Here is a 21,821-nt window from a genome sequence, read left to right as displayed (position 1 = left end):
CTCCACCACCGTCGCCGGCCGCAAACCACCATCCAGATGGTCATGCAGCAGCACCTTCGGCACCCGAACGATCTCCGCCAACGAAACAGCCACCATGGGTGGAGGGTAGTAGGTTTCAACGTCGCACTCCGGCACGGGACACGGGTATTGCCGATGCCGGCGCGGGTGCCGGTCACCAGCCAGGCAGGATGTCTACGATGCTCACCGACGTACTGCCGTACCTGCGTTGCCCGGTCTGCCGCGCGCCGCTCGCCGCCCATGACGGCGGCGTCCCCCGCGCGGGCGGCACCAACGGCAACGCCGACGGCGCTGTCCGGGCGCTGCGCTGCCCGGCTGGACACAGCTTCGACGTGGCCCGGCAGGGCTACGTGGACCTGGTGACCGGCCGGGCCCGGCACGCCGGCGACTCCGCCGAGATGGTCGCCGCCCGCGACGAGTTCCTTCAAACCGGACATTTCGACGTGGTCGCCACGGGGCTGGTCGAGGCGGTGGGCAGCCCGGCCCCCGACAACCGAGCCCCCGACAACCGGGGCGCGGGCAGGCCGACTCCGGACGACCGGGCCGGGCCGATCGTGGTCGATGCCGGCGCCGGGACCGGGGCCTACCTCGCGGCGGTGCTCGACGCGCTGCCCGGCGCCGTCGGACTCGCCCTGGACCTGTCCAAGGCGGCGGTACGCCGGGCCGCCCGCGCCCATCCGTCGGCCGCCGCGGTCCGCTGCGACACCTGGCGACCGTTGCCCGTCGCCGACGCCTGCGCCGAATTGGTGCTGAACGTGTTCGCTCCGCGCAACGGCGGGGAGTTCGCCCGGATCCTGCGGCCACGCGGCGCGCTGGTCGTGGTCACCCCGCTGCCCGACCATCTCGCCGAGGTGATCGGCCCCCTCGGGTTGCTCCGGGTGGACCCGGCGAAGGACGACCGTACCGGCGCGGCGCTACGGCACCACTTCGACCGGGTCGCGCTGCACGTCCTGCGCCGACGGCTGCGCTTGTCGCACCGCGACGTCACCGCGCTGGTACGGATGGGACCGAGCGCCCGGCACACCGACCCGGCCGACCTGGCCTCGGCGATCGCCGCGCTGCCAGAACCGGTCACCGTCACCGCCGCCGTCCAACTGGCGACCTACCGCTGCCGGCCGGGCAGCTGACTGAGGACCGGTCAGGTCGACAGGTCGACCTCTTCCCAGCCGGGCGGTGCGTCGTGGTACGGGCCACGGAGAACGACCGCCCATTCCAGGGCCCACCGCCGTTGCCCGATGGCGTTGGCGTCCACCACCCCGGGCAACGGGTCGCCCCGCCGTTCCGCTTCCAGGTAGCCCCAGTCCAGGCAGTAGTAGAAGTCGAGCAGTACAGCGGCCTCGGCCGCGTCGCGGGGGGCGACGAGGGTCCGGGAGCGCCATTGGGCGAAGGTCTCGCCGGCCGCCAGGTTCGGCAGCAACGCCATCAGCCGGTCGTCGGAGACCGCGACCGGGTCGAGATGCCGGGTCAGCCCCAGCACCCAGGCCAACGCGAAGATCGCGTCGTGGTGCAGGACGAACGAGCGGTGGTCGCCGCGCCCCCCGATGACGAACTGCCACTCCGGCGGGGTGACCAGCTCGACCAGATGCGAGTTGAGCAGCCAGCTCATCGCCGCCTGCGGTGGCATCCCGAAGCAGCGGGCCAGCACCAGATGCAGGATCGCGGTGCGGGCCTCGATCTCCGGGGTGGGCCGCAGCTCGACCCCGTCGCCCGGCTCCCAGACCAGCGGAAAGCCGGCCGGAGGCAACGGTAGGCGGAGCCGGCGCAGCTCGTCGAGACTCTCCGCGCGAATGGCCCGGGGGTCAGGAGCGAGTACGGTCACAGCCTTCGTTCCCTGCTAGTCGGCGTCGGCTTCTCTCCTGAACGGACCCCCGGCGAGGCAGGATATCCGCTCTGTGTCACGGGTACCACGACAAGGGGTATCGGTACGCCGGTCCTAGCGGATCAGGCGATCCGGTCGACGACCAGCTGGGTGGTCGTCGATGGCGCGTCGGTGAGCTGAACGGGATCCGTCGGGCCGAACCCACCGGAGAGGGCCGGCAGCACGTCGGCGATCCGGTCAGGGTCGTCGGCGCGCAGCTCGACGAGGGGGTCACCGGCCCGGACCGGCTCCCCCGGCCGGCGGTGCAGGATCACCCCGGCAGTGGCGCTGACCGGATCCTCCTTGCGGGCCCGGCCGGCACCGAGCCGCCAGGCGGCCACCCCGATCGCGCGGGCGTCGACCGCGGCGACGTAACCGTCCCGGTCGGCGCGGACCAGTTCGGTTTCGGCGGCGACCGGTAGCGGGGCGTGCGGGTTCCCGCCCTGGGCGTCGATCATCGCCCGCCAGGTGTCCATCGCCCGGCCGTCGCGCAGCGCGGCGGCCGGGTCGGCGTCGGGCAGGCCGGCGGCGTCGAGCATTTCGCGGGCCAGCGCGAGGGTGAGTTCCACGACATCGGCCGGCCCACCGCCGGCGAGCACCTCGACCGCCTCGGTCACCTCGACCGCGTTGCCGACCGCCCGGCCGAGCGGGGTGGACATGTCGGTAAGCAGGGCGACAGTACGGACGCCGTGTGCGGCACCCAGGTCGACCATGGTGCGGGCGAGCTGCCGGGCGTCGGCGACCGACGCCATGAAGGCTCCGCTGCCCACCTTGACGTCGAGGACCAGTGCGCCGGTGCCTTCGGCGATCTTCTTGCTCATGATCGAGCTGGCGATCAGCGGGATCGCTTCGACGGTGCCGGTGACGTCGCGCAGCGCGTACAGCTTGCGGTCGGCCGGGGCGAGGCCGTCACCGGCCGCGCAGATGACCGCGCCGACGTCGCGCAGCTGGTCGACGAAGCGGTCGTTGGTCAGGTCCGCCCGCCAGCCGGGGATCGACTCCAGCTTGTCCAGGGTGCCGCCGGTGTGGCCGAGCCCTCGGCCGGACAGCTGCGGTACGGCGGCACCGCAGGCGGCGACCAGCGGGGTCAACGGCAGGGTGATCTTGTCGCCGACGCCGCCGGTGGAGTGCTTGTCGACGGTGGGCCGAGGTACGCCGGACAGGTCGAGCCGCTCGCCGCTGGCGATCATGGCGGCGGTCCACCGGGCGATCTCCGCGGTGTCCATGCCGCGTAGCAGGATCGCCATGGCCAGCGCCGACATCTGCTCGTCGGCGATCTCACCGCGGGTGTACGCGGCGATGGTCCAGTCGATCTGGGCGTCGCTGAGCCGGCCGCCGTCGCGTTTGGTGCGGATCACGTCGACGACGCCGGCCATCTTGGTGCTGTAACTAGACAAATCGGTCATACCTTCACGATGGTTCCAGGGTCGCGGGCGACGCCGGAGAGGGCGGGGTAGGAAATCGGCTGCCGGGTGCTTGCGGTGCTACCGCGCTCGATCAGCCGGTCCAGCGGGTGCTCACCTCGGTCGGCGGGTCGCCTTCGCCGGCCCAGGAGACCCCGCCGTCGGCGTCGACCACCACCACCCGGTGGGTGCGCGCCCGGCCCCAGGCCACCACCGACTCGGCAGACGGCCAGCTCGGCGCCTCCTCCAGGATGCCCGAGCCGGCCGCCTCGCCGGTGGATTCGGACCGTTCCCAGTAGCCGGTCCAGACCAGCTCGCCGCCGGCCGAATCGGGGTGTACGAAGACGGTGCCCCGGCCCCGCCACTTGGCCAGCCGGGCCGGCACCGCGGTGTCCGGCGCCACCACCGGGCGCCCGGCGGCGTCGGCCCGCCCGACGTGCTCGGGGCCGACCCGGTCCCGCTCCGCCGCGCCACGACCGGCGCCCCGGCCGACGCCGCCGCCTGGGGCGAGCGCGGCGGCCGCGAGGTCCGCCGGGCCAAACGCGTGCGGCAGCAGCTCCGCCACGGTCAACGGCGCCGGCAGCGCCTCGACCTGGCACTCCGGCCCACCGTGCTCCCACAGCAGCTGGCGGCAGCGCCCGCACGGCATCAGCGGCTGGCCATCCCCGCCAACGCAGGACAACGCCACCAGCCGGCCACCGCCGGTGCTGTGCAGCGACGAGACGACGCCACACTCGGCGCAGAGCACCACGCCGTACGCGGCGTTCTCGACGTTGCAGCCGACGACCACCCGGCCGTCGTCGACCAGCCCGGCCGCGCCGACCGGGAAGTTCGAGTACGGCGCGTACGCGTGCCGCATCGCCTCGGTCGCGGCCCGCCGCAGCTCCACCCAGTCGATCTCCACGACTGCCCTCCTCACCTGCACCGGCCACCGCCACCGGCCGGTCGGCCCGGTTCGTACGACCGGACCTGACCGGCCAGTAGTAAACGGTAACCGGCGTTGATCAGGCTTTGATGTAGGGCTTGCCGTCGGCGGCCGGCGCACGTACCCGGCCGACCAGTCCGGCTACCGCCAGGATCGTCGCCAGGTACGGCAGCATCGCCAGGAACTGGCTCGGGATGGCGCTGCTGATCGCCCCCAGGTAGGCACCGAGCTGGTCGGCGAAGCCGAAGAACAGCGACGCCAGCAGCGCCCCGGTCGGGCTCCACCGGCCGAAGATCATCGCGGCGAGGGCGATGAAGCCCTTGCCGCCGATCATGTTCTTGGTGAACGAGTAGAGCAGCAGGGTGTACGACCCGCCGCCGATCCCGGCCACCATGCCGGCCAGCAGCACGTTGCGGTAACGCAGCCCCAGCACCCGTACGCCGAGGGTGTCCGCCGCGATCGGGTGTTCGCCGACCGACCGGGTCCGCAGCCCCCACCGGGTCCGGAACAGCGCCACGTTGATCACCACGACCAGGATCAGCGCCAGGTAGAGGAAGATGCTGCCGCGGAACAGCGCCGGCCCGAGCACCGGGATGTCGGACAGCAGCGGGATCTCCCAGGTGCCGAAGTGCGGCGGCTGGTTGTAGGCCGGCTGGTCGATCTGCATCAGCCGCTCGTAGAGGAAACCGGTCAGACCGATCGCGAACAGGTTCAGCACGATGCCGATGACCACCTGGTCGACCAGGTAGCGGATGGCGAACAGGGCCAGCAGCAGCGAGATGAACGCCCCGCCGAAGGCTGCGGCGATCAGCCCGACCCAGACGTTGCCGGACATGGTGCCGATCAGCGCACCGGCGAACGCACCCATCAGCAGCTGGCCTTCAATGGCCACGTTGACCACCCCGGAGCGTTCGCAGAGCACCCCGGCCAACGAGCCGAAGATCAGCGGCAACGCCAGCAGGAAGGTGCCCCGGACGATGTTGACCATCGGCATGAAGTTCTGCCCGGTCGGCGCGGTGGAGATCTGCCAGCAGAGGAAGCTGACCACGAAGCCGACGATGCCGACGCCGAGCAGCCACCGGAACCAGCGGGCACCGTACGGGCTGAGCAGCAGCGCGCCGGCGGCGAGGGTCGCCAGGCCGAACAGCACCGCGCCCAGGTTGCCGGGGATCCGCAGCGCGGCCCCGCCGGCGGTCTCGCTGAGCGTGAACCGGGCCTGCTGCTCGGCGGCGAGCGAGCCGAAGACGGCGGCCGCGACCACGCCGGCGGCGACCAGGACGGCACCGCTGATCCGGGTACGGCTCCAGAACCGTTGCGTCACCGCCACCGGGGCGTCAGTTGCGATCATGGTGGACAACGCGGTCACCAGCCCTTCGCCATGCTGGTCTGCAACCGGGCGGACCGGGCCGCCCGGAGCTGGAAGATCGCCTTCACCAGGGCGGGGGCGGCGATGAAGATGACGATCAACGCCTGGAGCACGGTGACCAGTTCCAGTGAGATGCCGGAACCCGACTGCATCGCGTTGCCGCCGGCCCGCAGCGCCCCGAACAGCAACGCCGCCAGCGCGACACCCCACGGTTTGACCCGGCCGAGCAGGGCGACCAGGATGCCGTCGAAGCCGATCTGGGCCGCGACCAGCGGAGTCAACGCGTTCGCCGTGGAACCCAGCACCATGTTGGCGCCACCCAGCCCGGCCAGCCCGCCGGCGACCACCATCAGCAGTACGTAGGTGCCGGCGACACTGATCCCGGCGGTCCTCGCGGCATCCGGGTTGGCGCCGACGGCGCGCAGTTCGAAGCCGAACGCGGACCGGTTGAGCAGCCAGGCGACGGCGGCGGTGACGGCGACTGCCAGCAGGATGCCGGCGTGCACCCGCAGCCCGTCGCCGAGCAGCCGGGGCAGTTGGGCGGTGGTGTCCACCGGCCGGCTGATCGCGTCCGGCCGGTCCGGGTTCTGCACCCCGGGCTGCACGATGATCCAGGTGAGGAAGTACAGCGCCACGTAGTTGAGCATGATCGTGGTGATCACCTCGTGGGCGCCGGTGCGGGCCTTGAGAAAGCCGGGGAAGAAGCCCCACAGCGCGCCGCCGAGCGCCCCGGCCAGCACCGCGACGACCACGTGCAGCACCAGCGGCAGCGGCAGCAGGAAGCCGGCCAGCGCGGCCACCACGACGCCGATGATCGCCTGCCCCTGGGCGCCGATGTTGAACAGGCCGCCCCGGAACGCCAACGCCACCGACAGCCCGGTGAAGACCAGCGGCGCGGTGTAGGTCAGCGTCTCGGAGATCGGCCGGAACACCGTCGGCCACTCGGTGTCGCCGGCGACGAAGGACCGCACCGCCGAAGGGTCGATCACCGAGCCCTTGAACAGGTTGGCGTACGCCTCGCTGACCAGGGTCCAGCTGGCGGACAGCGCGTCGCCCGGGCGGGCGAAGAAGTAGGTGTAGGTGGCGAGCACCTCCGGGTCGGAGACGATCATCAGTACCCCGCCGATGACGACGGCCAGCAGCAGCGCGAGCACCGTCACGGTGACGGTGTTGGCGGCCCACAGATTGTGCAGGAAGCGCTGGCCGAGGGAGTCGCCGTCGGGGGCGGGCGGGCCGGTGCCGGCGGACGGCTCGGCCTCGGCCTGCGCGGCGGCGTGCGCGGCGGCCGCCGGCTCGGCTTCGGCGGGCGGCTTGTCCGGCGAACCGGCCGACGAGCCGTTGTCGCTGCTCATTGCGTCCCTTCTTGCTCGGTCCCGCCGGTGACCCCGGCCATCAGCAGGCCGATCTGTTCCCGTGGGGTGTCCGGTCCGACCACGGCGATGATCCGGCCGCTGTACATCACCGCGATCCGGTCGGCCAGCCCGATCACCTCGTCCAACTCGCTGGAGACGACCAGGACGCCGGTGCCGGCGTCGCGTTCGTCGATGATCCGGCCGTGGATGAACTCGATGGAGCCGACGTCGACGCCCCGGGTCGGCTGGGCGGCGATGAACAGCTTCAGCGGCCGGCTCAGCTCCCGGGCCACGATCACTTTCTGCTGGTTGCCGCCGGACAGGGTGCCGACCGCCGCCTGACCGGACGACGTACGGATGTCGAACTGGGCGATCCGCTCGGTTGCGGAGGCGGCGATGGCTGCCGGCCGCAGCACCAGACCGGAGCCGAACGGCGGCTGGTCGTACAGGTCGAGCACCAGGTTCTCGGCGACGGAGAACTCTTTGACCACGCCGTCGACGCTGCGGTCCTCCGGCACATAGCCGACTCCGGCACGGAGCACCCGTTTGGCGCTCCAGCCGTCGATCCGCTCGCCGTTGAGGGTGACCGTGCCGGCCGCGGTCGGCAGCAGACCCATGATCGCCTCGACGAGTTCGGTCTGGCCGTTGCCCTGCACTCCGGCGATGCCGAGCACCTCGCCGGCCCGTACGGTCAGGTCGACCCCGTCGACCACCCGTACGCCGCGCTCGTCGTCGACGACCAGGCCGGCCACTTCGAGCACCGGCTCCCCCGGCTGCGCCGGGGTCTTGTCCACGGTGAGGCTGACGCTGCGGCCGACCATCAGCGCGGCCAACTCGTCGCGGCTGGCGGTCGGTTCGGCGGTGGCGACGGTACGGCCTCGCCGGATCACCGTGATCCGGTCGGCGATCGCCCTCACCTCGCCGAGCTTGTGGGTGATGAAGACGATCGACTTGCCGGCCGCCTTCAGCGACCGCATGACGGTGAGCAGTTCCTCGGTCTCCTGTGGGGTGAGCACGGCGGTCGGCTCGTCGAGGATCAGCAGGTCGACGTCGCGGGTCAGCGCCTTGACGATCTCCACCCGCTGCTGGATGCCGACCGGCAGGTCCTCGATCACCGCGTCCGGCTCGACCGCCAGGCCGTACCGGTTGGAGACGTCGACCACCTCGGCGCGGGCCCGGCGCTGGTCGAGGAAGCCGAGCAGCCCGCCCCGGGTGCGTTCGGCGCCGAGCATGACGTTCTCCGCCACGGTGAGCACCGGCACCAGCATGAAATGCTGGTGCACCATGCCGATGCCGGCGGTGATGGCGTCCCGTGGGCTGCGGATCTTGATCGGGGTGCCGTCCACCAGGATCTCGCCCTCGTCCGGTTGCAGCAGCCCGTAGAGGACGTTCATCAGGGTCGACTTGCCGGCGCCGTTCTCGCCCAGTAGGGCGTGGATCTCGCCGGGCTCGACGGTCAGGTCGATGTGGTCGTTGGCGACCAGGTCGCCGAAGCGTTTGGTGATGCCGCGCAGTTCGAGTCTCAGCGGAGCCTCCCGGGGAGACTCCGGGCCACCGGCGGGTGCCCGGAGGGTCGATGGCTGAGCCGCCCCTGTCACCGGGGTCTACGGACCCCGGTGACAGGGGCGGGGTGTCGCTCGCGGGGCGTGCCGGGGCAGCCCCGCGCACGCCGGCCGCCGGTTACTCCGGCTGCGCGTCGGAGGTGACCTCGATGGTGCCGGCGATGATGTCCGCTTTGAGCTGCTCGACCTCGGCCTTCAGCTCGTCGGAGACGCGGTCGTCGAACTCGTTGTACGGGGCCAGCGAGACGCCGTTGTTCTCCAGGTTCCCCAGGTAGCCCGGGTCGGCGCTGAGCTCGTCGCCGTTCGCGCCGGCCAGCACGGCCTGCTTCACCGCGTCCGGGATGTTCTTGACCACGGTGGTCAGGAAGGTGTCGCAGTACTGCTCGGCGCTCTCGCAGCCGTCGACGTCGACCCAGATCACGCTGTACGCGCCACCGGCGGCCTGCGCGGCGGCGGCGGTACCCAGCCCGGCGCCACCGGCGACCGGCATGATCACGTCGGCGCCCTGGGCGACCAGGCTGTCGCCGACCTTCTTGCCCTCGTCCTGCTTGACGAAGTCGTTGGTGAACGAGCCGTTCTGGGTCGCCTTGTCCCAGCCGAGCACCTGCACGTCGGCGCTCTTGGCCTGGTTGTAGTGGGCGACGCCGTCGACGAAGCCGTCCATGAAGATGGTCACCGGCGGGATCGGCAGGCCGCCGTAGGTGCCGACGATGCCGCTCTCGGAGAAGCCGGCCGCCAGGTAGCCGGCGAGGAACGCGGCCTGGGCGGTGTCGAACTGCATCGGATAGACGTTGGCCAGGTCGGTCGTGGCGTCGACGATGCCGAACTGCTGGTCCGGGTTGGCTTCGGCGACCGCGATGGTCGCGTCGCGCATCAGGCCGCCGACGGCGAGGATGAAGTCGCAGTCCCCGGTGACGTAGCCGGTCAGGTTCGGCTCGTAGTCGGCCTCGGCGCTGGAGGCGACGTAGTCCCCGTCGACCGCGTCGTTCTCGCTCTGCGCCGCCTCGATGCCGGCCCAGGCCGAGGCGTTGAAGGACCGGTCGTCGATTCCGCCGACGTCGGTCACCATGCACGCCTTGTACGCCTCGGTGGCCTCGCCCCCGGTGCCGTCCGTGCCTTCGTTATCGGGTGCCTCGCCACACGCGGCAGCGGTGAGCGCCAGCCCACCCGCCGCGAACATCGAGACGATCCGCATCCCACGCGTAGCGCGCAAGACGGTCTCCTTCCATTGCACACCGCAGACTGTCGCGGCATCGAGTCCCCACCCGGCCGGTCGGACCGGACATACTTTGGACGGGAGCGTACGCGCGGTCCCGTCCACCGGCCGACAATCGTGCACGACTGTTGAGCCGCCGTTACCCTCGCGTAACTCTCCCGCGCGGGAGATCACCTGCGGATCCGCAGGATCGCTCCCGCCGCCGACCCTATAAGGGGCGGCAGCGGGTCGCCGGCGGTTCACCCGGTCGTGACCTGGGCAGGTGACGGCACGGTCGGTCGCCGTACGGTGGCGTGATGTCAGCGCCAGAAGACGGCGACGGCGGCGTTGACCAACGTCAGCACGATGATCGCCAGGAAATGCCCCTTGTTGACCGATTCGCGCTTACGGGAGAAGAAGACCATCGCCAGGATGGCGAGCCCGAGCACCAGTTTGGTAACGAGTTTCGCCGGGGCCGGTTCGTCGCCGTCGCGCAGCGGCGCGGACAACCCGATCCCGGTGACGACCTGGATCACCGCGCCCCAGAGCATCGCCGGGTTGATCCGGATGCGGCCGCTGAACCACTGGACGGTGGCGCCACCGAGCAGCAATGCGAACCCGATCAGGTGGGCATAGAGCAGGACGAGTCTGAAAGCTTCCACCTGCTCATCCTCGCGCACCGTGCCACGCCCGGCCGCCCCCGGGTCCGGCACGTCCTACCCCCTCAAAGCAGCGGGCAGCTGTCGATGTACTCGGAGAAGGCGCGGTCGTCGGCCGGCGGTGGGCAGAGGAACTGCTCGTACCTCAGGTCGTCGTCGACGAACCGCTTCAACCAGGCGACACTGGACGAGGCGATTGTGGCGTTCGGGATGTTGGGCGCGAAGTGGCTGGCACCCCGCAGCTCCAGGTACGCCGACTCGAGGTCGGCCGGGAAGCTCGCGTGGAACTGTTCCGAGTGGCGCCGTACCGAAGCGATGCCGTCCCGCTCTGCTCCGATGATCATCGTCGGCACCTGCAGGTCGGACCAGTTCTTGGTCAGGTTCCACGGGGTCAACGGGATGGCTGCCCGCAGTTCCGGCCGGGCGTCCGCCGCTTCCAGGGCTCCTCCCCCACCCATCGAGTGTCCGATCACCGCCAACCGGTCAGCGTCGACCCGGTCCCGCACCGGACTTTCCTGAGTGAGGAAGTCCAGCGCGGCGAGCATCTGCCGGCCCCGACTGGCCGGCTGGTCGGTCGTCCGGTTCGTGTCGATGTTGAACACCACGAAGCCCTGCGACGCCAGCCTCGGCGCCAGCCACGCCATCGACGACTGCCTGGCGGTGAAGCCGGGTGCGATCACCACACCGCCGAAGGTGCCCTCCGTGGTCGACGTCGGGAAGAAGATGGTCCCACCCCCGAATCCCGAGGCCTGGGAACGGCGTACCACCGTATCGTCGATGTCGAACGGACCGTTGGCCGCCGCGATGCTGGCCGCCGACGGCGCCGGTCCCCGCTCGAACGGGCTCTCCGCCGCCTGCGCGGTCGGCGCTAGTACGACGCCGGCGGAGATCGCCGCCGCCGCCGCGCCGCCGACGAAGAGGTTCCGCAGCCGGAGCCAGCCCGGACGGTCGACCGGACGGCGGCGCCGCCCGCGCGGCGACCGGTAGGTCGCCGTCGATGCTGTCTGTCCTGTCACGATCCTGATGTCCTCCCTCGTCGCGACAGGAACGTTTACGCAGGTCAATAGGCTATCCCGCACCTGTCGCAACTCGAAGTACGGCGATCGGACACCAGCAGTTCGTGGGTTGGCCGAACGGATGGACACCTCGGCACGAACAGCCAACCGTGCAGCCAACCGCGTGATCGACAGGTCGGCGTCGGGTGCCTGCGTGGACACCCCGGCGATGCGTGGAGCGGAGACCTCGTGGCTCAGGCGCCGGGCCGACGTCGCGGTCGGTCAGGACTGTCTACGCAGCCCGATGACCTGCAGCAGGGCGAACAGGCCGACGACCGCTGCCTGCATGACGATCCAGACTCGGGCGATTGTGGAAGGATCACCGATCCCGGCAGCCGCCACCACCAGACTTGCCGACACCCAGATCACATTGACGGCCACCACCGTAGCTGCGGCGCTGGCGCTGATCGTCGAGCGGCCGCCGACGAGCCAGACAACGACACCGAAGACGAGCAGGAAGACCCCGATGCCCCGGAGAAATCCCGTGGACAGGTCGAAGAGATCGCCGAGCATGCTGGCCGCCACAAGGTACGCCAGTCCGTTCATGCCGGTAACCACGGCATCCAGCTTCAACGCGAGTCGGAGGAACTTGTCGGATGCGCCGTCTGCAACGGAGCCGCGTGCCGCGGCAGCAGGAGTAGTCATGAGATGACCCTGCCAGCTCAACGGTCGCGCTGTCGATTACCTATGAGATAAGTAGACACCGAACGTCAGCTAGTCGATAGCGCGAAACCAGGTACGTCCCGCAACTGCCGCGCAGTAACTTCGTCAGCTGGGTAGAACGATTCAATCGACAGTTCCGCTACCGTGATGTCCAGCGGGGTGCCAAACGTCGCGACCGTCGTGAACATACTCAGTACACGCCCGCCGCGCCGAACCCGCAGTGGAGCGACGATGTTGTCCACCAGGATCGGTTCCCCATCGGAGTCGTCGCCCGGATAACCGGACAACTCCTCCTCCAGCTCAACCAGCATCGGGTCGCCGCTGGCCTCCACCTGTCGACGCAGCCGGTGGAGCAGATGGGCCCGCCACTGCCCAAGGTTGACGATGTGTGGTGCCAGCCCCTCCGGGTGAAGGCTTGCCCGCAGAACATTCGCCGGTGGAGCGAGCAGTGACGGCGAGACGAGGTCGGTCAACACGCCGAGGCTGGTATTCGCCTCGATCAGATTCCAGCCCCGGTCCACGACGACCGCCGGGTAAGGCTCGTGGCCGGTCAGCACCTGGCGGACCGCAGCCCGGATCGCCGACATCGACGGCTCGCCCAACGGAGTCTCCGGGTAGACCGGCGCGTAGCCGGCCGCCATCAGCAATCTGTTGCGCTCGCGCAGCGACAGATCAAGCTGATCAGCGAGTTGGAGCACCATCTCCCGGCTTGGGGCCGACCTGCCGGTCTCCAGGAAGCTCAGATGACGGGTGGAGATGTCTGCCTTGATGGCGAGTTCGAGCTGACTGAGCCGCCGGCGCCGACGCCAGTCCCGCAACAGCTCACCAACGGCCGGCCTGGTCATCGCGATGGACATCAGCCAATTATGCACCTGCGACTACATCGTGTCGATTATCTGACAGGTAAAGTCTTTCGAACAGGTAGGTGATCGCCGACGCCGTACAGGTAGGTGACGCTGGTCCGCAGCACGGCCGTCGGAGTCGCGCTGCCCCAATTTCCAACTGGACATCGAATACCGACTCCCAGTACCCTTTCGGTTCAGCTAACGAGACATTGAGAGATCACTGACTCGAGATCTGGAACGAGCAGGACACCGAGGCGCGCATGCAACGGATTCGCGATCTCTGCCAGGAAAACGTCATCTACTTGGCGATCGGATTCGACGTGATCAAGGTCGGCTCAGACGGCCGGATCGCGACGATCTCCGGATTCCTGGACAGGCTTCCCGGCTGACCGGTCCCGTTTCAGCCGGAACCACTTGGTCAGTTTTCACGCGGAGCTGACACCAAATGCGAGTTGACAGCGCTACGGCCCGCGCACGGCGGGATCTCGCTCGCCCCGCCAGGGACGTTTGCGCAGTTCAGTAGGCTCTCCTGCGCCTGTCGCAGCTCGGGGCACGACGGGGTTGGACGCCAGCGGATCGTGGGGTTGGTCAAACCGTATGGACACCTTGGCACCAACAGCCAGGTACCACTGCTGGTTCCGGTGATCGAAGACGGGTTCCGCGCTCCTCTCAGCACGCTCACAGCGTGTCTGCAGCATCATCGCCGGCATGCGAGCGGTGATGTTCGACGCGTACGGCCCGCCCGACGTGCTCAGCCAGGTCGATCTGCCGACACCCGTACCCAGTGGCGATCGGGTGCTGGTCCGGGTGCACGCCACCACGGTGACCTCCGCCGAGTGCGGGATGCGCCGGGGTGAGCCCCGGTGGGGCCGGGCGATCATCGGTCTGCGTCGCCCGCGCAACGGGATCCGGGTGCTCGGGCTGGAGTTCGCCGGCGAGGTCACCGCGACCGGGCCGGCGGTTAGCCGGTTCCGGGTCGGCGACCGGGTCTTCGGCTTCACCGGCTTCGGTGTCGGGGCGAACGCCGAGTACAAGTGCCTGTCGGAGCGGGCGTCGATGGCAACGATGCCGGCGAATGTGACGTACCCGCAGGCTGCCGCGACCGTCGACGGATTCACCACCGCCTGGCACTTCCTGCATGACCTGGCCGGCCTGCGACCCGGCCAGAAGGTGCTGGTCGTCGGAGCCTCCGGCAGCATCGGCACGTACGCCGTCCAGCTCGCGAAGCACCTCGGCGCCGAGGTGCACGGCGTGTGCAGCGGCCGCAACGTCGAGTTGGTCGGCTCGCTCGGCGCACACCGGGTGTTCGACTACACCGCCGAGGATTTCACCGCCAGCGGCGAACGCTACGACGTGGTCTTCGACACCGTCGGTCGCAGCTCGTTCGCCCAGTGCCGGCCGGTGCTCGCCCGGCGCGGCTGCTACCTGCCGACGACCGGCCTGATGACGAACAGCCTGCTGGCGGCCGGCACAGCTGTCACCCGCGGCCGGCGGGTCCGGACCGGGATGTCGGTACGCAAGCACACCGCCCTGGCCGCGCTGCGGGACCTGCTCGGCGACGGCCGGCTCCGGGTCGTCATCGACCGCAGCTACCCGTTGGCCGAGATCGTCGAGGCCCACCGGTACGTCGACAGCGGACACAAGGTCGGCAACGTCGTGATCACCGTCGTGGACGGCGACGCCCCCGCCTGAGTGGCGCCGCGCCGGGCACACGGCTCGGGAACCCAAGGTGTCTCCGCAGGTCTGATGCCACAGGTGCGTCAAAATGCACCTGTGGCATCAGCGCCCGGTTCAGGCCGACGGATGCTGAGCGGGTGCCAGGCTGTCGTGGGTGTCCGGCGCGGTTGCCGGTGGCGACCCGGCGCGGTCGAGGCGGGTGGCGGCAACGTACCCGAGCAGCAGCCCGACGGCGATCGCGCCGGGCAGGTAGGTGATGCCGTCGTACGCTCGCCCGTACTCCATCGGGAAGAGCGCGAGCCGGGACAGGGCAAGTGCGGCAAAGACCGTGCCGGGCGTGATGAGAATCCCGACGATCAACAGTGGCACGGTGAGAAGCAGGTGCAGGCCGATGCGTCGCGGGGAGGGTGACCGGCTGTGTATTCCGACGACGGCCCAGGCCGCTGCGGAGACCCCGAAGGCTACGGGCAGGGTGACGACGCGGATCCGTGACGCGCTGGGCCCGGTGTTCACCGATGACATGTTCGCGGAGGCGTTCCCTGCGGGAGGCCGTCCGGCGGTGTCGCCGGGGGCGTTGGCGCTGGTGTCGGTGCTGCAGTACGCCGAAGGGCTCAGTGACCGGCAGGCCGCCGACCAGGTCCGGGCGAGGATGGACTGGAAGTATCTGCTCGGCCTGGAACTCGACGATCCCGGGTTCGACTTCACGGTGATCAGCGACTTCCGTGCCCGGCTGATCAAGCACGGCATCGAGGAGAAAATACTGGATGTGGTCCTGGACCGGTGCGCGCGGTAGGGACTGCTGCGCGCTGGCGGTCGACAGCGGACGGACTCCACGCATGTCCTCGCGGCGGTGCGCACGCTGAACCGGATGGAGTTCGTCGGGGAGACCCTGCGGGCGGCCCTGGAGGTCCTGGCCGCAACCGTACCGGCGTGGCTGACGCCGCTGATCGACGCCGGCTGGGTCGAACGCTACGGCGCCCGTGTCGACTCCTACCGGTTCCCCAAGGGCGACGACGTGCGTACCCGCTGGGCTGAACAGGTCGGCCGGGACGGCTACCCGATCCTGGACGCGATCGCCGCCAGCGCAGCGCCCGCGTGGCTGCGCGAGATCCCCGCGGTCCAGGTCCTGGCCTGGCATGGCAGCAGCAGTACCACCGTGACGGCGAGGAGGTGCGCTGGCGGGAGGGCAAAGACCTCCCGCCGAGCAGAGACCGGGCCGTCGAGGGAACCGTCATTGTTGTCAAAACGGGCCCGAGACAACAATGTGGGTTCCCTCGGCGCATGGCCACGCGACGCGGGCCCGCCCTCGCCGGTTCAGCCAGCACCGCGAGGCAGGGGGCGGGCTGCCGGCACGGGACCTGCCGGCAGCCCGGGCGTCGTCCGCGACCGCCGGGAACGGGGGATCCGGGGGTAGCAGATGTTGCCATGTCAACCGTACGCCTTCCTGGCCGATCCGCGCCGCCCCGGAAGTTCCTAATCAATCACTCTTCGTCATGCCACATGAGCTGACGTGCGGCTTCAGCGACTGATCCGGACAACGAAGGATAAATTGTGATTGTGTGCGCCAATTGGCTCACCGTCATGTGGTTCTCGACCGCGACGGTGATCGGCATGATCAACTCGCTGGCCTTGGGAGCCACCACCACCCCGCCAATGACCTGCCCGCTGGCTGGCCGGCAGAACAGCTTGACGAAGCCGTCCCGCAGGTCGACCATCTTCGCTCGGGCGTTGCCGGCCAGCGGCAGCATCACCTGCCGGGCCTGCACCCGCCCGTCGTCCACCTCGTCCTGGGACACCCCGACGGTGGCCAGCTCCGGATCGGTGAAGACGTTCGCCGCGACGGTACGTAGCCGCAGCGGCACCACCGCCTCGCCGAGCGCGTGCCACATCGCGATCCGGCCCTGCATCGCCGCGACGCTGGCCAGCGGCAGCACACCGGTGCAGTCGCCGGCCGCGTAGATGCCCGGCACATTGGTACGCGACACCCGGTCCACCGGCACGTGCCCACTGTCCGCGACGGTCACCCCGTACTCGGCGAGCCCCAGGTCCGCCGTGTTCGGCACCGAGCCGACCGCGATCAACGCGTGCGAGGCGGTCACCGTACGGCCGTCACTGAGCCGCACCTCGACCCCGTCGCCGACCCGGGTGACCGCGTCGGCGCGCGAGTTGTTCAGAATCGTCATGCCCCGGGCCCGGAACACCTGCTCGATCGCCATCGCCGCGTCGGCGTCCTCGTGCGGCATCACCCGGTCCCGGCTGGAGACGAGGGTCACCGGCACCCCCATCGCCAGGTACGCGCTGGCGAACTCGGCACCGGTCACCCCGGAGCCGACCACCACCAGGTGCTCGGGCAGGGCCGGCAGGTCGTACACCTGCCGCCAGGTCAGGATGCGTTCGCCGTCGGGCACGGCGGTGGGCAGCTGCCGGGGCGTGGCGCCCGTAGCGACCAGTACGGTCGACGCCTCGATCGGGTACTCAACGTCACCGTTGTCGGGGCTGACGAGCACCCGGTGGGTGTGACCTAGCGTGTCCTCACCGAGCCAGGCCCGACCCGCGACGAATGTCACACCGGCCTTGACGAGTTTGCTGCGCACGTCGGCCGACTGGGCCAGCGCGAGCCGCTTCACCCGGTCGTGCACCGCCGCCGCGTCGACGGTGACCGCCTCCAGCCCGTCGGAGTCGATGCCGAACTCCTCGGTGTCCCGGTACCCGGTGACCACCTCTGAGCTGGCGATGAAGGTCTTGGATGGGACGCAGTCGGACAGCACGCAGGCGCCACCGGCCCCGTCCGCCTCGACCACCGTGACGTCGGCCCGCAGCTGCGCCGCGACCAACGCCGCCTCGTAGCCGGCCGGGCCACCGCCGATTATCACTATCCGCTTCAAAACGACTCTCTCCCCAAACTTGAACTTATGCTGACGAAACACCCGGCTGACGGCGGCCGTCGGCCAGTTGCCCGACACGCGACACGCTCACTCGTATTCTCCCTCACCCCCCTGCCGGGCTATCGTCATCGCCGTGCGTCACTACGCCGCGTATGGCTCAAACCTCGACCCTGCTCGAATGCGTGCTTACTGTCCGCATTCGCCGATGGTGGGCACCGGCTGGCTGGAAGGCTGGCGGCTCACCTTCGCCGGTGAGGGGGTGATCGGCTGGGAGGGAGCGGTCACCACCATCGTGGAGTCGCCGGGCGACCGGGTCTTCGTCGCACTCTACGACGTACATCCGTGGGACGCCGCGCAGCTCGACGAGGTCGAGGGTGCGTTGGCCGGCACCTACCGGCGGCTGACCGTCCGGGCGGTCACCCTGGACGGTGCGGTCACCGCCTGGGTCTACGTCTTCGACGGGTACGAGGGCGGGCTGCCCACCGCCTGGTACCTGTCGGAGATCGCCAACGCCGCCGAGAAGGCCGGCGCGCCGGACGACTACGTCGCCGAGCTACGGAAGCGACCCACCCGTACCGCCACCGCCTGACCTGCCTTCCACCGGCCGAGCAGCAGAGCACCGACGTACGCTCGTCAGTCGGCCGGCCGACCGGTCGCCGGCCGTACGTGGGACAGCGCAGCGTGCAGCAACTCGACGAGTTCCCGCCGGTGCTCCGCGCGCAGCGCGGCGAACGCCTGACCGGTGATCCGATTGGTCACCCGGTCCGCCCACAACCGGCGGCGGATCAGTGGGCCGACCGGCGGCCACGGCGGCGACCACCCGGCCGCGACGGCGGCCTTCGTCCCGTCCGGGCCGCCCAGCAGCGCCTCCACCGGCGTCAGCCCGGCCACCCGTACCGCCATCAGGTGGGCTCCGGAGCGGTACTCGGCGAGCAGCCGCACCGCGACGGCGGCCCGCGCCCCGGCAGCGTCGTCCGGCCGGGGCATCGCCCGCCAGGCGGCGAACAGCGGCATCGCGGTCGCGTCCGCCGCCCCCACCACCACCTCGGCCAGCTCGACCAGCCGGTCCACCTGTGGGTAGTCGCCGAGCTGCTCGGCACCCCACCGGCAGCATTCGGCCATGCTCACCGCCGCCACCCTGGTCGGGTCGGTCACCGCGCTGGCGACCTGCCAGCCGTCGGCCACCGCGTCGGCGGCAATGAACCCGAGCGCGGCCGCGACCGTTTCGGCCGGTACGCCGCCGAGCACCCCGGCCCGGCCGGCGATGTGGAACGCCCAGCCGCTGAGCCCCAGTTGGCGCGCCCGGCTCAACGTGCGCGGACACTCCTGGTACGCCGTACTCAACTCGTGCAGGCTGCGCCGGCACGCGCCGGCCGCCTGATCGGGAATCACCGCATCATCGCCCTTCGCCCACCCGCCCGGCCGGTCGCCGCCACCCACTTTCCGGTCAGCGGTCAGTCTGCGGCGCGGGCGGGTCCTCCAGCGCGGGCAGGTCCTCCAGCGCGGCTGCCACGTCGCCGGCGTACCGTCGGGCGGCGACGGCTGCCCGTTCCGCAGTCCTGCGCGCCACCTTACGACGGGCATGCTCCCGCTCGGCTGCTGAGCGTCGCCGTTCCCATTCGGCCAGTTGACGCTGTGCCTCGGCGACGGCGTCGGCCGCGTCCTGCTCGGCGGCGACGGCCCGGTCGAGTTCGGAGTGGGCTGCCCGCTGGCCGGCCTCGGCTTTGTCCAGCTCGTCAACCAACCGCCGCCGGCGGGCGGCCAGCGCCCGGGCGGCCTTGTCCGCCGCCCGCTCGCGCTCCCGCTGCGCTGCTGCCGAAGACTCCCCCGCCCGCGAAGACCCTGCCTTCCGCGAAGACTCCGCCTCCCGCGCGGACTCGGCCGCCCGGGTCGGCTCATCGGCGGCGGCCGCCTCATCGTCCGGGCCGACCAGCCGCAACCGGGGCCGCGGGACCTCACCGAAACCGGCGTAGCCGACCGCGCGGACCAGTCGGCCGGATCGCACCTGAGCGGCGATCTCCTCGTCGGCGAGGGCAGCGGACAGGGTCGCCTCGACCTCGCCCAGTGGCAGCTTCGTCGACGCCACCGCCGGGTCCTCGGCGACGGCCAGCTCCCGGCACTCGGCCACCAGCCCGTCGACCAACGCCCGCCGCCGGGTCGACAGCTCCCGCAGGTCCGGACCCCGCAGCTCCCGCTGAGCGGCGCGCAACTGACCGGAGAGTTCCACCAGGCCGTCGAGCAGGTCGGCGCGGCGCAGGGCGAGCAGGTTGACCAGCCAGGCGGCCACCGTCGGTTTGCGAAGCTTGCCGATGGCGCGGGCGGTGTCCGGGGCACTGCCCCGGGCGGCCGAGACGGCCTCGGTACGGGCCGCGACGAACCGCGCCGGCGGTACCGCGTACAGCCGTCGCACCACCTCGGCGGGTACTACGCTGCCGGTCACGGCGGCCCGGCTCAGCGTACCGAGGTGCCGGCCGGCAACCGGGCGTAGTCGCAACCGGCAAGCTTGGCCATGTTGCCGTCGGTGACCTTGTGCCCGGCGTCGTTGAGCAGCCCGTCGTGCAGGGCGAGCGCTCGGCGCGGGGCCACCGCACGGACGAACTCGACCGCCTCGGAGAGCTTCAGCCAGGGCGCGGAGACCGGCACGAACAGGATGTCCACCTCGGCATCGGTCGGCACGTCGAACGAGTCGCCCGGATGGTAGACCGAGTCGGCCAGCAGGAAGCCGAGGTTGGGCACCCGGGGCAGGTCGGGATGAATCTCGGCGTGCCATCCTCCGTACGCCCGGACCGGGATGCCGGCGGCCTCGAAGCGTTCCCCGGACTCGACGGCGGTCGCCACCTCACCGAGATCATCCAGCTTGGACATCACTGAGGAGTGAGTGTGGATGGTCACCGACGGTCGTCGGGCGAGGGCGTCGGTCAGCTGACCGACGTCGAGGTGGTCGAAGTGCTCGTGGGTGACGAGAACCGCGTCTACGCCATCGAGCGCGGCCGGCTCGCTGAACGCACCCGGGTCGATCACCAGCACCGCGCCGTCGTGTTCCACCCGTACGCAGGAATGCCCGAACTTGGTCAGTCGCACCGTGACCCCCTGTGAGCCGAATCGTGATCTGCCGCCTCGCAGTCTGCCGGAACCGGTCGGCTCGCGCCGCGCGTCTGAACGACACCTGGTGAAAGCGTATGACGATGCCGAGGAGCACCCCTTGACTGTGAACAACGGAAGAAGAGGCCGGTGGCGCACCGGCGGCCGGCGCGGCGCCTCGGCCGGGACGGCGGTCCTGCTCGCCCTGCTGATCCTCGCTGGCTGCTCAGGGTCGGACGACTCCGGTGTCAGCAGCACTGCCGACATGCCGCAGCGGGCCGAACCGGCACCGGCGGGTGGCGCGCCGGGTGACGGCGGAGTGACCGGCGGGGACGACGCGGACGGCGAGGAGGCTGCCGGTGCGGACGCGGCCGGCGGCGCCGAACGGGGCGGTCAGGCCGACCGGCCGGACGGGACCTCGCCGGTCGACCTGGCGGTGGGCAACCGGTCGATCATCTACTCCGGGTCGATCACCGTGCAGGTGACCGACGTGCCGGCGAAGGCCAGTGAGGCGGCGACGATCGCCACCTCGGTCGGCGGGTTCGTCGGGCGCGACCAGCGCTCCGAGTACGAGTCGTACGGCCGGGCCACGCTGGAACTGCGGGTGCCGGCGGAGCAGTTCGACCAGGTTGTCGAACGGCTGTCCCGCCTCGGCGAGGAGGTCAGCCGGGAGTTGACCACCCAGGACGTCACTGAGGAGGTGCTCGACCTGGACGCCCGGATCACCACCCAGCAGGCCCGGGTGCGCAGCGGGCGGGCCCTGCTGGCCGAGGCGGAGACCCTGGCCGATCTGGTGATGCTGGAGTCGGAGCTGGCTAAACGGGAGGCGGACCTGGCGTCGCTGGAGGCCCGCAAACGTGGCCTGGACGACCTGGTGACACTGTCGCGGATCACCGTCGAGCTGATCGGCCCGGACGCGACGCCACCGGTAGACGACGAGTCGGAGCTGGGTTTCCTGGCCGGACTGGGGGCCGGTTGGCGGGCGTTCGTCGGATCCATGCAGGTACTGGTCACCGTGCTCGGCGCGCTGCTGCCATGGCTGATCGCTCTCGGCGTACCCACGTTGGGGGTGTTCTGGCTGGTGCGGACAACGCGGGACCGGTCCCGGCCGGTTCCGGCCGCCACCGCGCCGGCCGGCGGCGCACCGGCGGCAGCGGCGGCCGGCGGCCCGGTGCCGGCACCGCGACGTGACGGCGACAGCCCGGACGGCAACGACGCGGACGGTGACCGCGCGGTCGGCGGCCGGGTCGGCGGCGACCCGCCGGCCGGCTGATTCG

General features: G+C 70.7%; 23 protein-coding genes. 7 read left to right on the top strand and 16 right to left on the bottom strand.

All coding sequences use genetic code 11. The features are described from left to right. The first annotated feature begins 197 nt into the window (after nucleotides 1-197). On the top strand, nucleotides 198-1,145 hold the full coding sequence (locus tag ACFHWU_RS19010; protein ID WP_416591159.1) for a putative RNA methyltransferase: 948 nt from the start codon (nucleotides 198-200) through the stop codon (nucleotides 1,143-1,145). Nucleotides 1,146-1,156: 11 nt separating this feature from the next. On the opposite strand, the gene ACFHWU_RS19005 is transcribed toward ACFHWU_RS19010, so the two are convergent. The 11 genes from ACFHWU_RS19005 to ACFHWU_RS18955 all read right to left on the bottom strand — a co-directional run bounded on the left by ACFHWU_RS19005 (nucleotide 1,157) and on the right by ACFHWU_RS18955 (nucleotide 12,907). Then, entirely contained in the window at nucleotides 1,157-1,837 is a 681-nt protein-coding gene (locus ACFHWU_RS19005) for a DUF4272 domain-containing protein (RefSeq protein WP_416555434.1), read from the bottom strand. 122 nt (nucleotides 1,838-1,959) lie between these two features. Continuing rightward, nucleotides 1,960-3,252 (bottom strand): thymidine phosphorylase, encoded by a 1,293-nt coding sequence (locus tag ACFHWU_RS19000; protein WP_416591163.1) that lies wholly within the window; start codon nucleotides 3,250-3,252, stop codon nucleotides 1,960-1,962. 121 nt (nucleotides 3,253-3,373) lie between these two features. Further along, nucleotides 3,374-4,183: a cytidine deaminase gene (locus tag ACFHWU_RS18995; RefSeq protein ID WP_416555432.1), complete on the bottom strand. Its 810-nt coding sequence runs from the start codon at nucleotides 4,181-4,183 to the stop codon at nucleotides 3,374-3,376. Between the two features lie 100 nt (nucleotides 4,184-4,283). Beyond that, nucleotides 4,284-5,561 (bottom strand): ABC transporter permease, encoded by a 1,278-nt coding sequence (locus ACFHWU_RS18990; protein ID WP_416591162.1) that lies wholly within the window; start codon nucleotides 5,559-5,561, stop codon nucleotides 4,284-4,286. Nucleotides 5,562-5,566: 5 nt separating this feature from the next. After that, complete coding sequence (locus ACFHWU_RS18985) at nucleotides 5,567-6,922, bottom strand: ABC transporter permease (RefSeq protein ID WP_416591158.1); 1,356 nt, start codon at nucleotides 6,920-6,922, stop codon at nucleotides 5,567-5,569. Beyond that, complete coding sequence (locus ACFHWU_RS18980; protein WP_416591157.1) at nucleotides 6,919-8,520, bottom strand: ABC transporter ATP-binding protein; 1,602 nt, start codon at nucleotides 8,518-8,520, stop codon at nucleotides 6,919-6,921. The genes ACFHWU_RS18985 and ACFHWU_RS18980 overlap by 4 nt, the downstream gene beginning before the upstream one ends. Before the next feature lie 82 nt (nucleotides 8,521-8,602). Beyond that, nucleotides 8,603-9,679: a BMP family lipoprotein gene (locus ACFHWU_RS18975; protein WP_416555452.1), complete on the bottom strand. Its 1,077-nt coding sequence runs from the start codon at nucleotides 9,677-9,679 to the stop codon at nucleotides 8,603-8,605. Between the two features lie 320 nt (nucleotides 9,680-9,999). Beyond that, nucleotides 10,000-10,341, bottom strand: coding sequence for a hypothetical protein (locus ACFHWU_RS18970; RefSeq protein ID WP_416555426.1), 342 nt, complete (start codon nucleotides 10,339-10,341; stop codon nucleotides 10,000-10,002). Nucleotides 10,342-10,403: 62 nt separating this feature from the next. Next, nucleotides 10,404-11,354: an alpha/beta hydrolase family protein gene (locus tag ACFHWU_RS18965; RefSeq protein WP_416555424.1), complete on the bottom strand. Its 951-nt coding sequence runs from the start codon at nucleotides 11,352-11,354 to the stop codon at nucleotides 10,404-10,406. Between the two features lie 261 nt (nucleotides 11,355-11,615). After that, a complete protein-coding gene (locus tag ACFHWU_RS18960; RefSeq protein WP_416591156.1) occupies nucleotides 11,616-12,059 on the bottom strand; it encodes a hypothetical protein in 444 nt (147 codons plus the stop codon). A gap of 44 nt (nucleotides 12,060-12,103) precedes the next feature. Then, the gene (locus ACFHWU_RS18955; protein ID WP_416591161.1) at nucleotides 12,104-12,907 is read right to left on the bottom strand and encodes a helix-turn-helix transcriptional regulator; all 804 of its coding nucleotides are present in this window, start codon (nucleotides 12,905-12,907) and stop codon (nucleotides 12,104-12,106) included. 254 nt (nucleotides 12,908-13,161) lie between these two features. Here ACFHWU_RS18955 and ACFHWU_RS18950 point away from each other — a divergent pair, with 254 nt between their 5' ends. Both ACFHWU_RS18950 and ACFHWU_RS18945 read left to right on the top strand, forming a co-directional pair. Further along, entirely contained in the window at nucleotides 13,162-13,290 is a 129-nt protein-coding gene (locus ACFHWU_RS18950) for a hypothetical protein (protein ID WP_416591155.1), read from the top strand. A 319-nt stretch (nucleotides 13,291-13,609) separates the two neighbouring features. Further along, a complete protein-coding gene (locus ACFHWU_RS18945) occupies nucleotides 13,610-14,593 on the top strand; it encodes an NAD(P)-dependent alcohol dehydrogenase (protein ID WP_416555420.1) in 984 nt (327 codons plus the stop codon). Nucleotides 14,594-14,692: 99 nt separating this feature from the next. Here the strand turns inward: ACFHWU_RS18945 and ACFHWU_RS18940 are convergent, their stop codons facing one another. Then, the gene (locus ACFHWU_RS18940; protein WP_416591154.1) at nucleotides 14,693-14,947 is read right to left on the bottom strand and encodes a hypothetical protein; all 255 of its coding nucleotides are present in this window, start codon (nucleotides 14,945-14,947) and stop codon (nucleotides 14,693-14,695) included. A gap of 22 nt (nucleotides 14,948-14,969) precedes the next feature. On the opposite strand from ACFHWU_RS18940, the gene ACFHWU_RS18935 reads away from it, so the two are divergent. Next, the gene (locus ACFHWU_RS18935; protein WP_416591153.1) at nucleotides 14,970-15,371 is read left to right on the top strand and encodes a transposase; all 402 of its coding nucleotides are present in this window, start codon (nucleotides 14,970-14,972) and stop codon (nucleotides 15,369-15,371) included. A 57-nt stretch (nucleotides 15,372-15,428) separates the two neighbouring features. Beyond that, nucleotides 15,429-15,992, top strand: coding sequence for a hypothetical protein (locus ACFHWU_RS18930; RefSeq protein WP_416555414.1), 564 nt, complete (start codon nucleotides 15,429-15,431; stop codon nucleotides 15,990-15,992). Nucleotides 15,993-16,059: 67 nt separating this feature from the next. Here the strand turns inward: ACFHWU_RS18930 and ACFHWU_RS18925 are convergent, their stop codons facing one another. Continuing rightward, on the bottom strand, nucleotides 16,060-17,463 hold the full coding sequence (locus tag ACFHWU_RS18925; RefSeq protein ID WP_416555412.1) for an NAD(P)H-quinone dehydrogenase: 1,404 nt from the start codon (nucleotides 17,461-17,463) through the stop codon (nucleotides 16,060-16,062). A gap of 133 nt (nucleotides 17,464-17,596) precedes the next feature. On the opposite strand from ACFHWU_RS18925, the gene ACFHWU_RS18920 reads away from it, so the two are divergent. Beyond that, entirely contained in the window at nucleotides 17,597-18,052 is a 456-nt protein-coding gene (locus ACFHWU_RS18920; protein WP_416555410.1) for a gamma-glutamylcyclotransferase family protein, read from the top strand. 44 nt (nucleotides 18,053-18,096) lie between these two features. Here ACFHWU_RS18920 and ACFHWU_RS18915 read toward each other — a convergent pair whose 3' ends face one another. The 3 genes from ACFHWU_RS18915 to ACFHWU_RS18905 are packed head-to-tail and all read right to left on the bottom strand — an operon-like array spanning nucleotide 18,097 to nucleotide 20,544. Further along, nucleotides 18,097-18,855: an SCO6745 family protein gene (locus tag ACFHWU_RS18915; RefSeq protein ID WP_416568228.1), complete on the bottom strand. Its 759-nt coding sequence runs from the start codon at nucleotides 18,853-18,855 to the stop codon at nucleotides 18,097-18,099. 55 nt (nucleotides 18,856-18,910) lie between these two features. Further along, nucleotides 18,911-19,903, bottom strand: coding sequence for a hypothetical protein (locus ACFHWU_RS18910; protein ID WP_416555406.1), 993 nt, complete (start codon nucleotides 19,901-19,903; stop codon nucleotides 18,911-18,913). Nucleotides 19,904-19,914: 11 nt separating this feature from the next. Continuing rightward, a complete protein-coding gene (locus ACFHWU_RS18905; protein ID WP_416591152.1) occupies nucleotides 19,915-20,544 on the bottom strand; it encodes an MBL fold metallo-hydrolase in 630 nt (209 codons plus the stop codon). A gap of 127 nt (nucleotides 20,545-20,671) precedes the next feature. On the opposite strand from ACFHWU_RS18905, the gene ACFHWU_RS18900 reads away from it, so the two are divergent. Continuing rightward, complete coding sequence (locus ACFHWU_RS18900) at nucleotides 20,672-21,817, top strand: DUF4349 domain-containing protein (protein WP_416555450.1); 1,146 nt, start codon at nucleotides 20,672-20,674, stop codon at nucleotides 21,815-21,817. Nucleotides 21,818-21,821: the final 4 nt, after the last annotated feature.

The sequence above is a fragment of the Micromonospora sp. LOL_015 genome (genome assembly GCF_048060275.1).
Lineage (GTDB): Bacteria > Actinomycetota > Actinomycetes > Mycobacteriales > Micromonosporaceae > Micromonospora_E.
The sequence above is the reverse complement of the archived record's forward strand: the minus strand, read 5'-3'. Positions and strand labels throughout refer to the sequence as shown.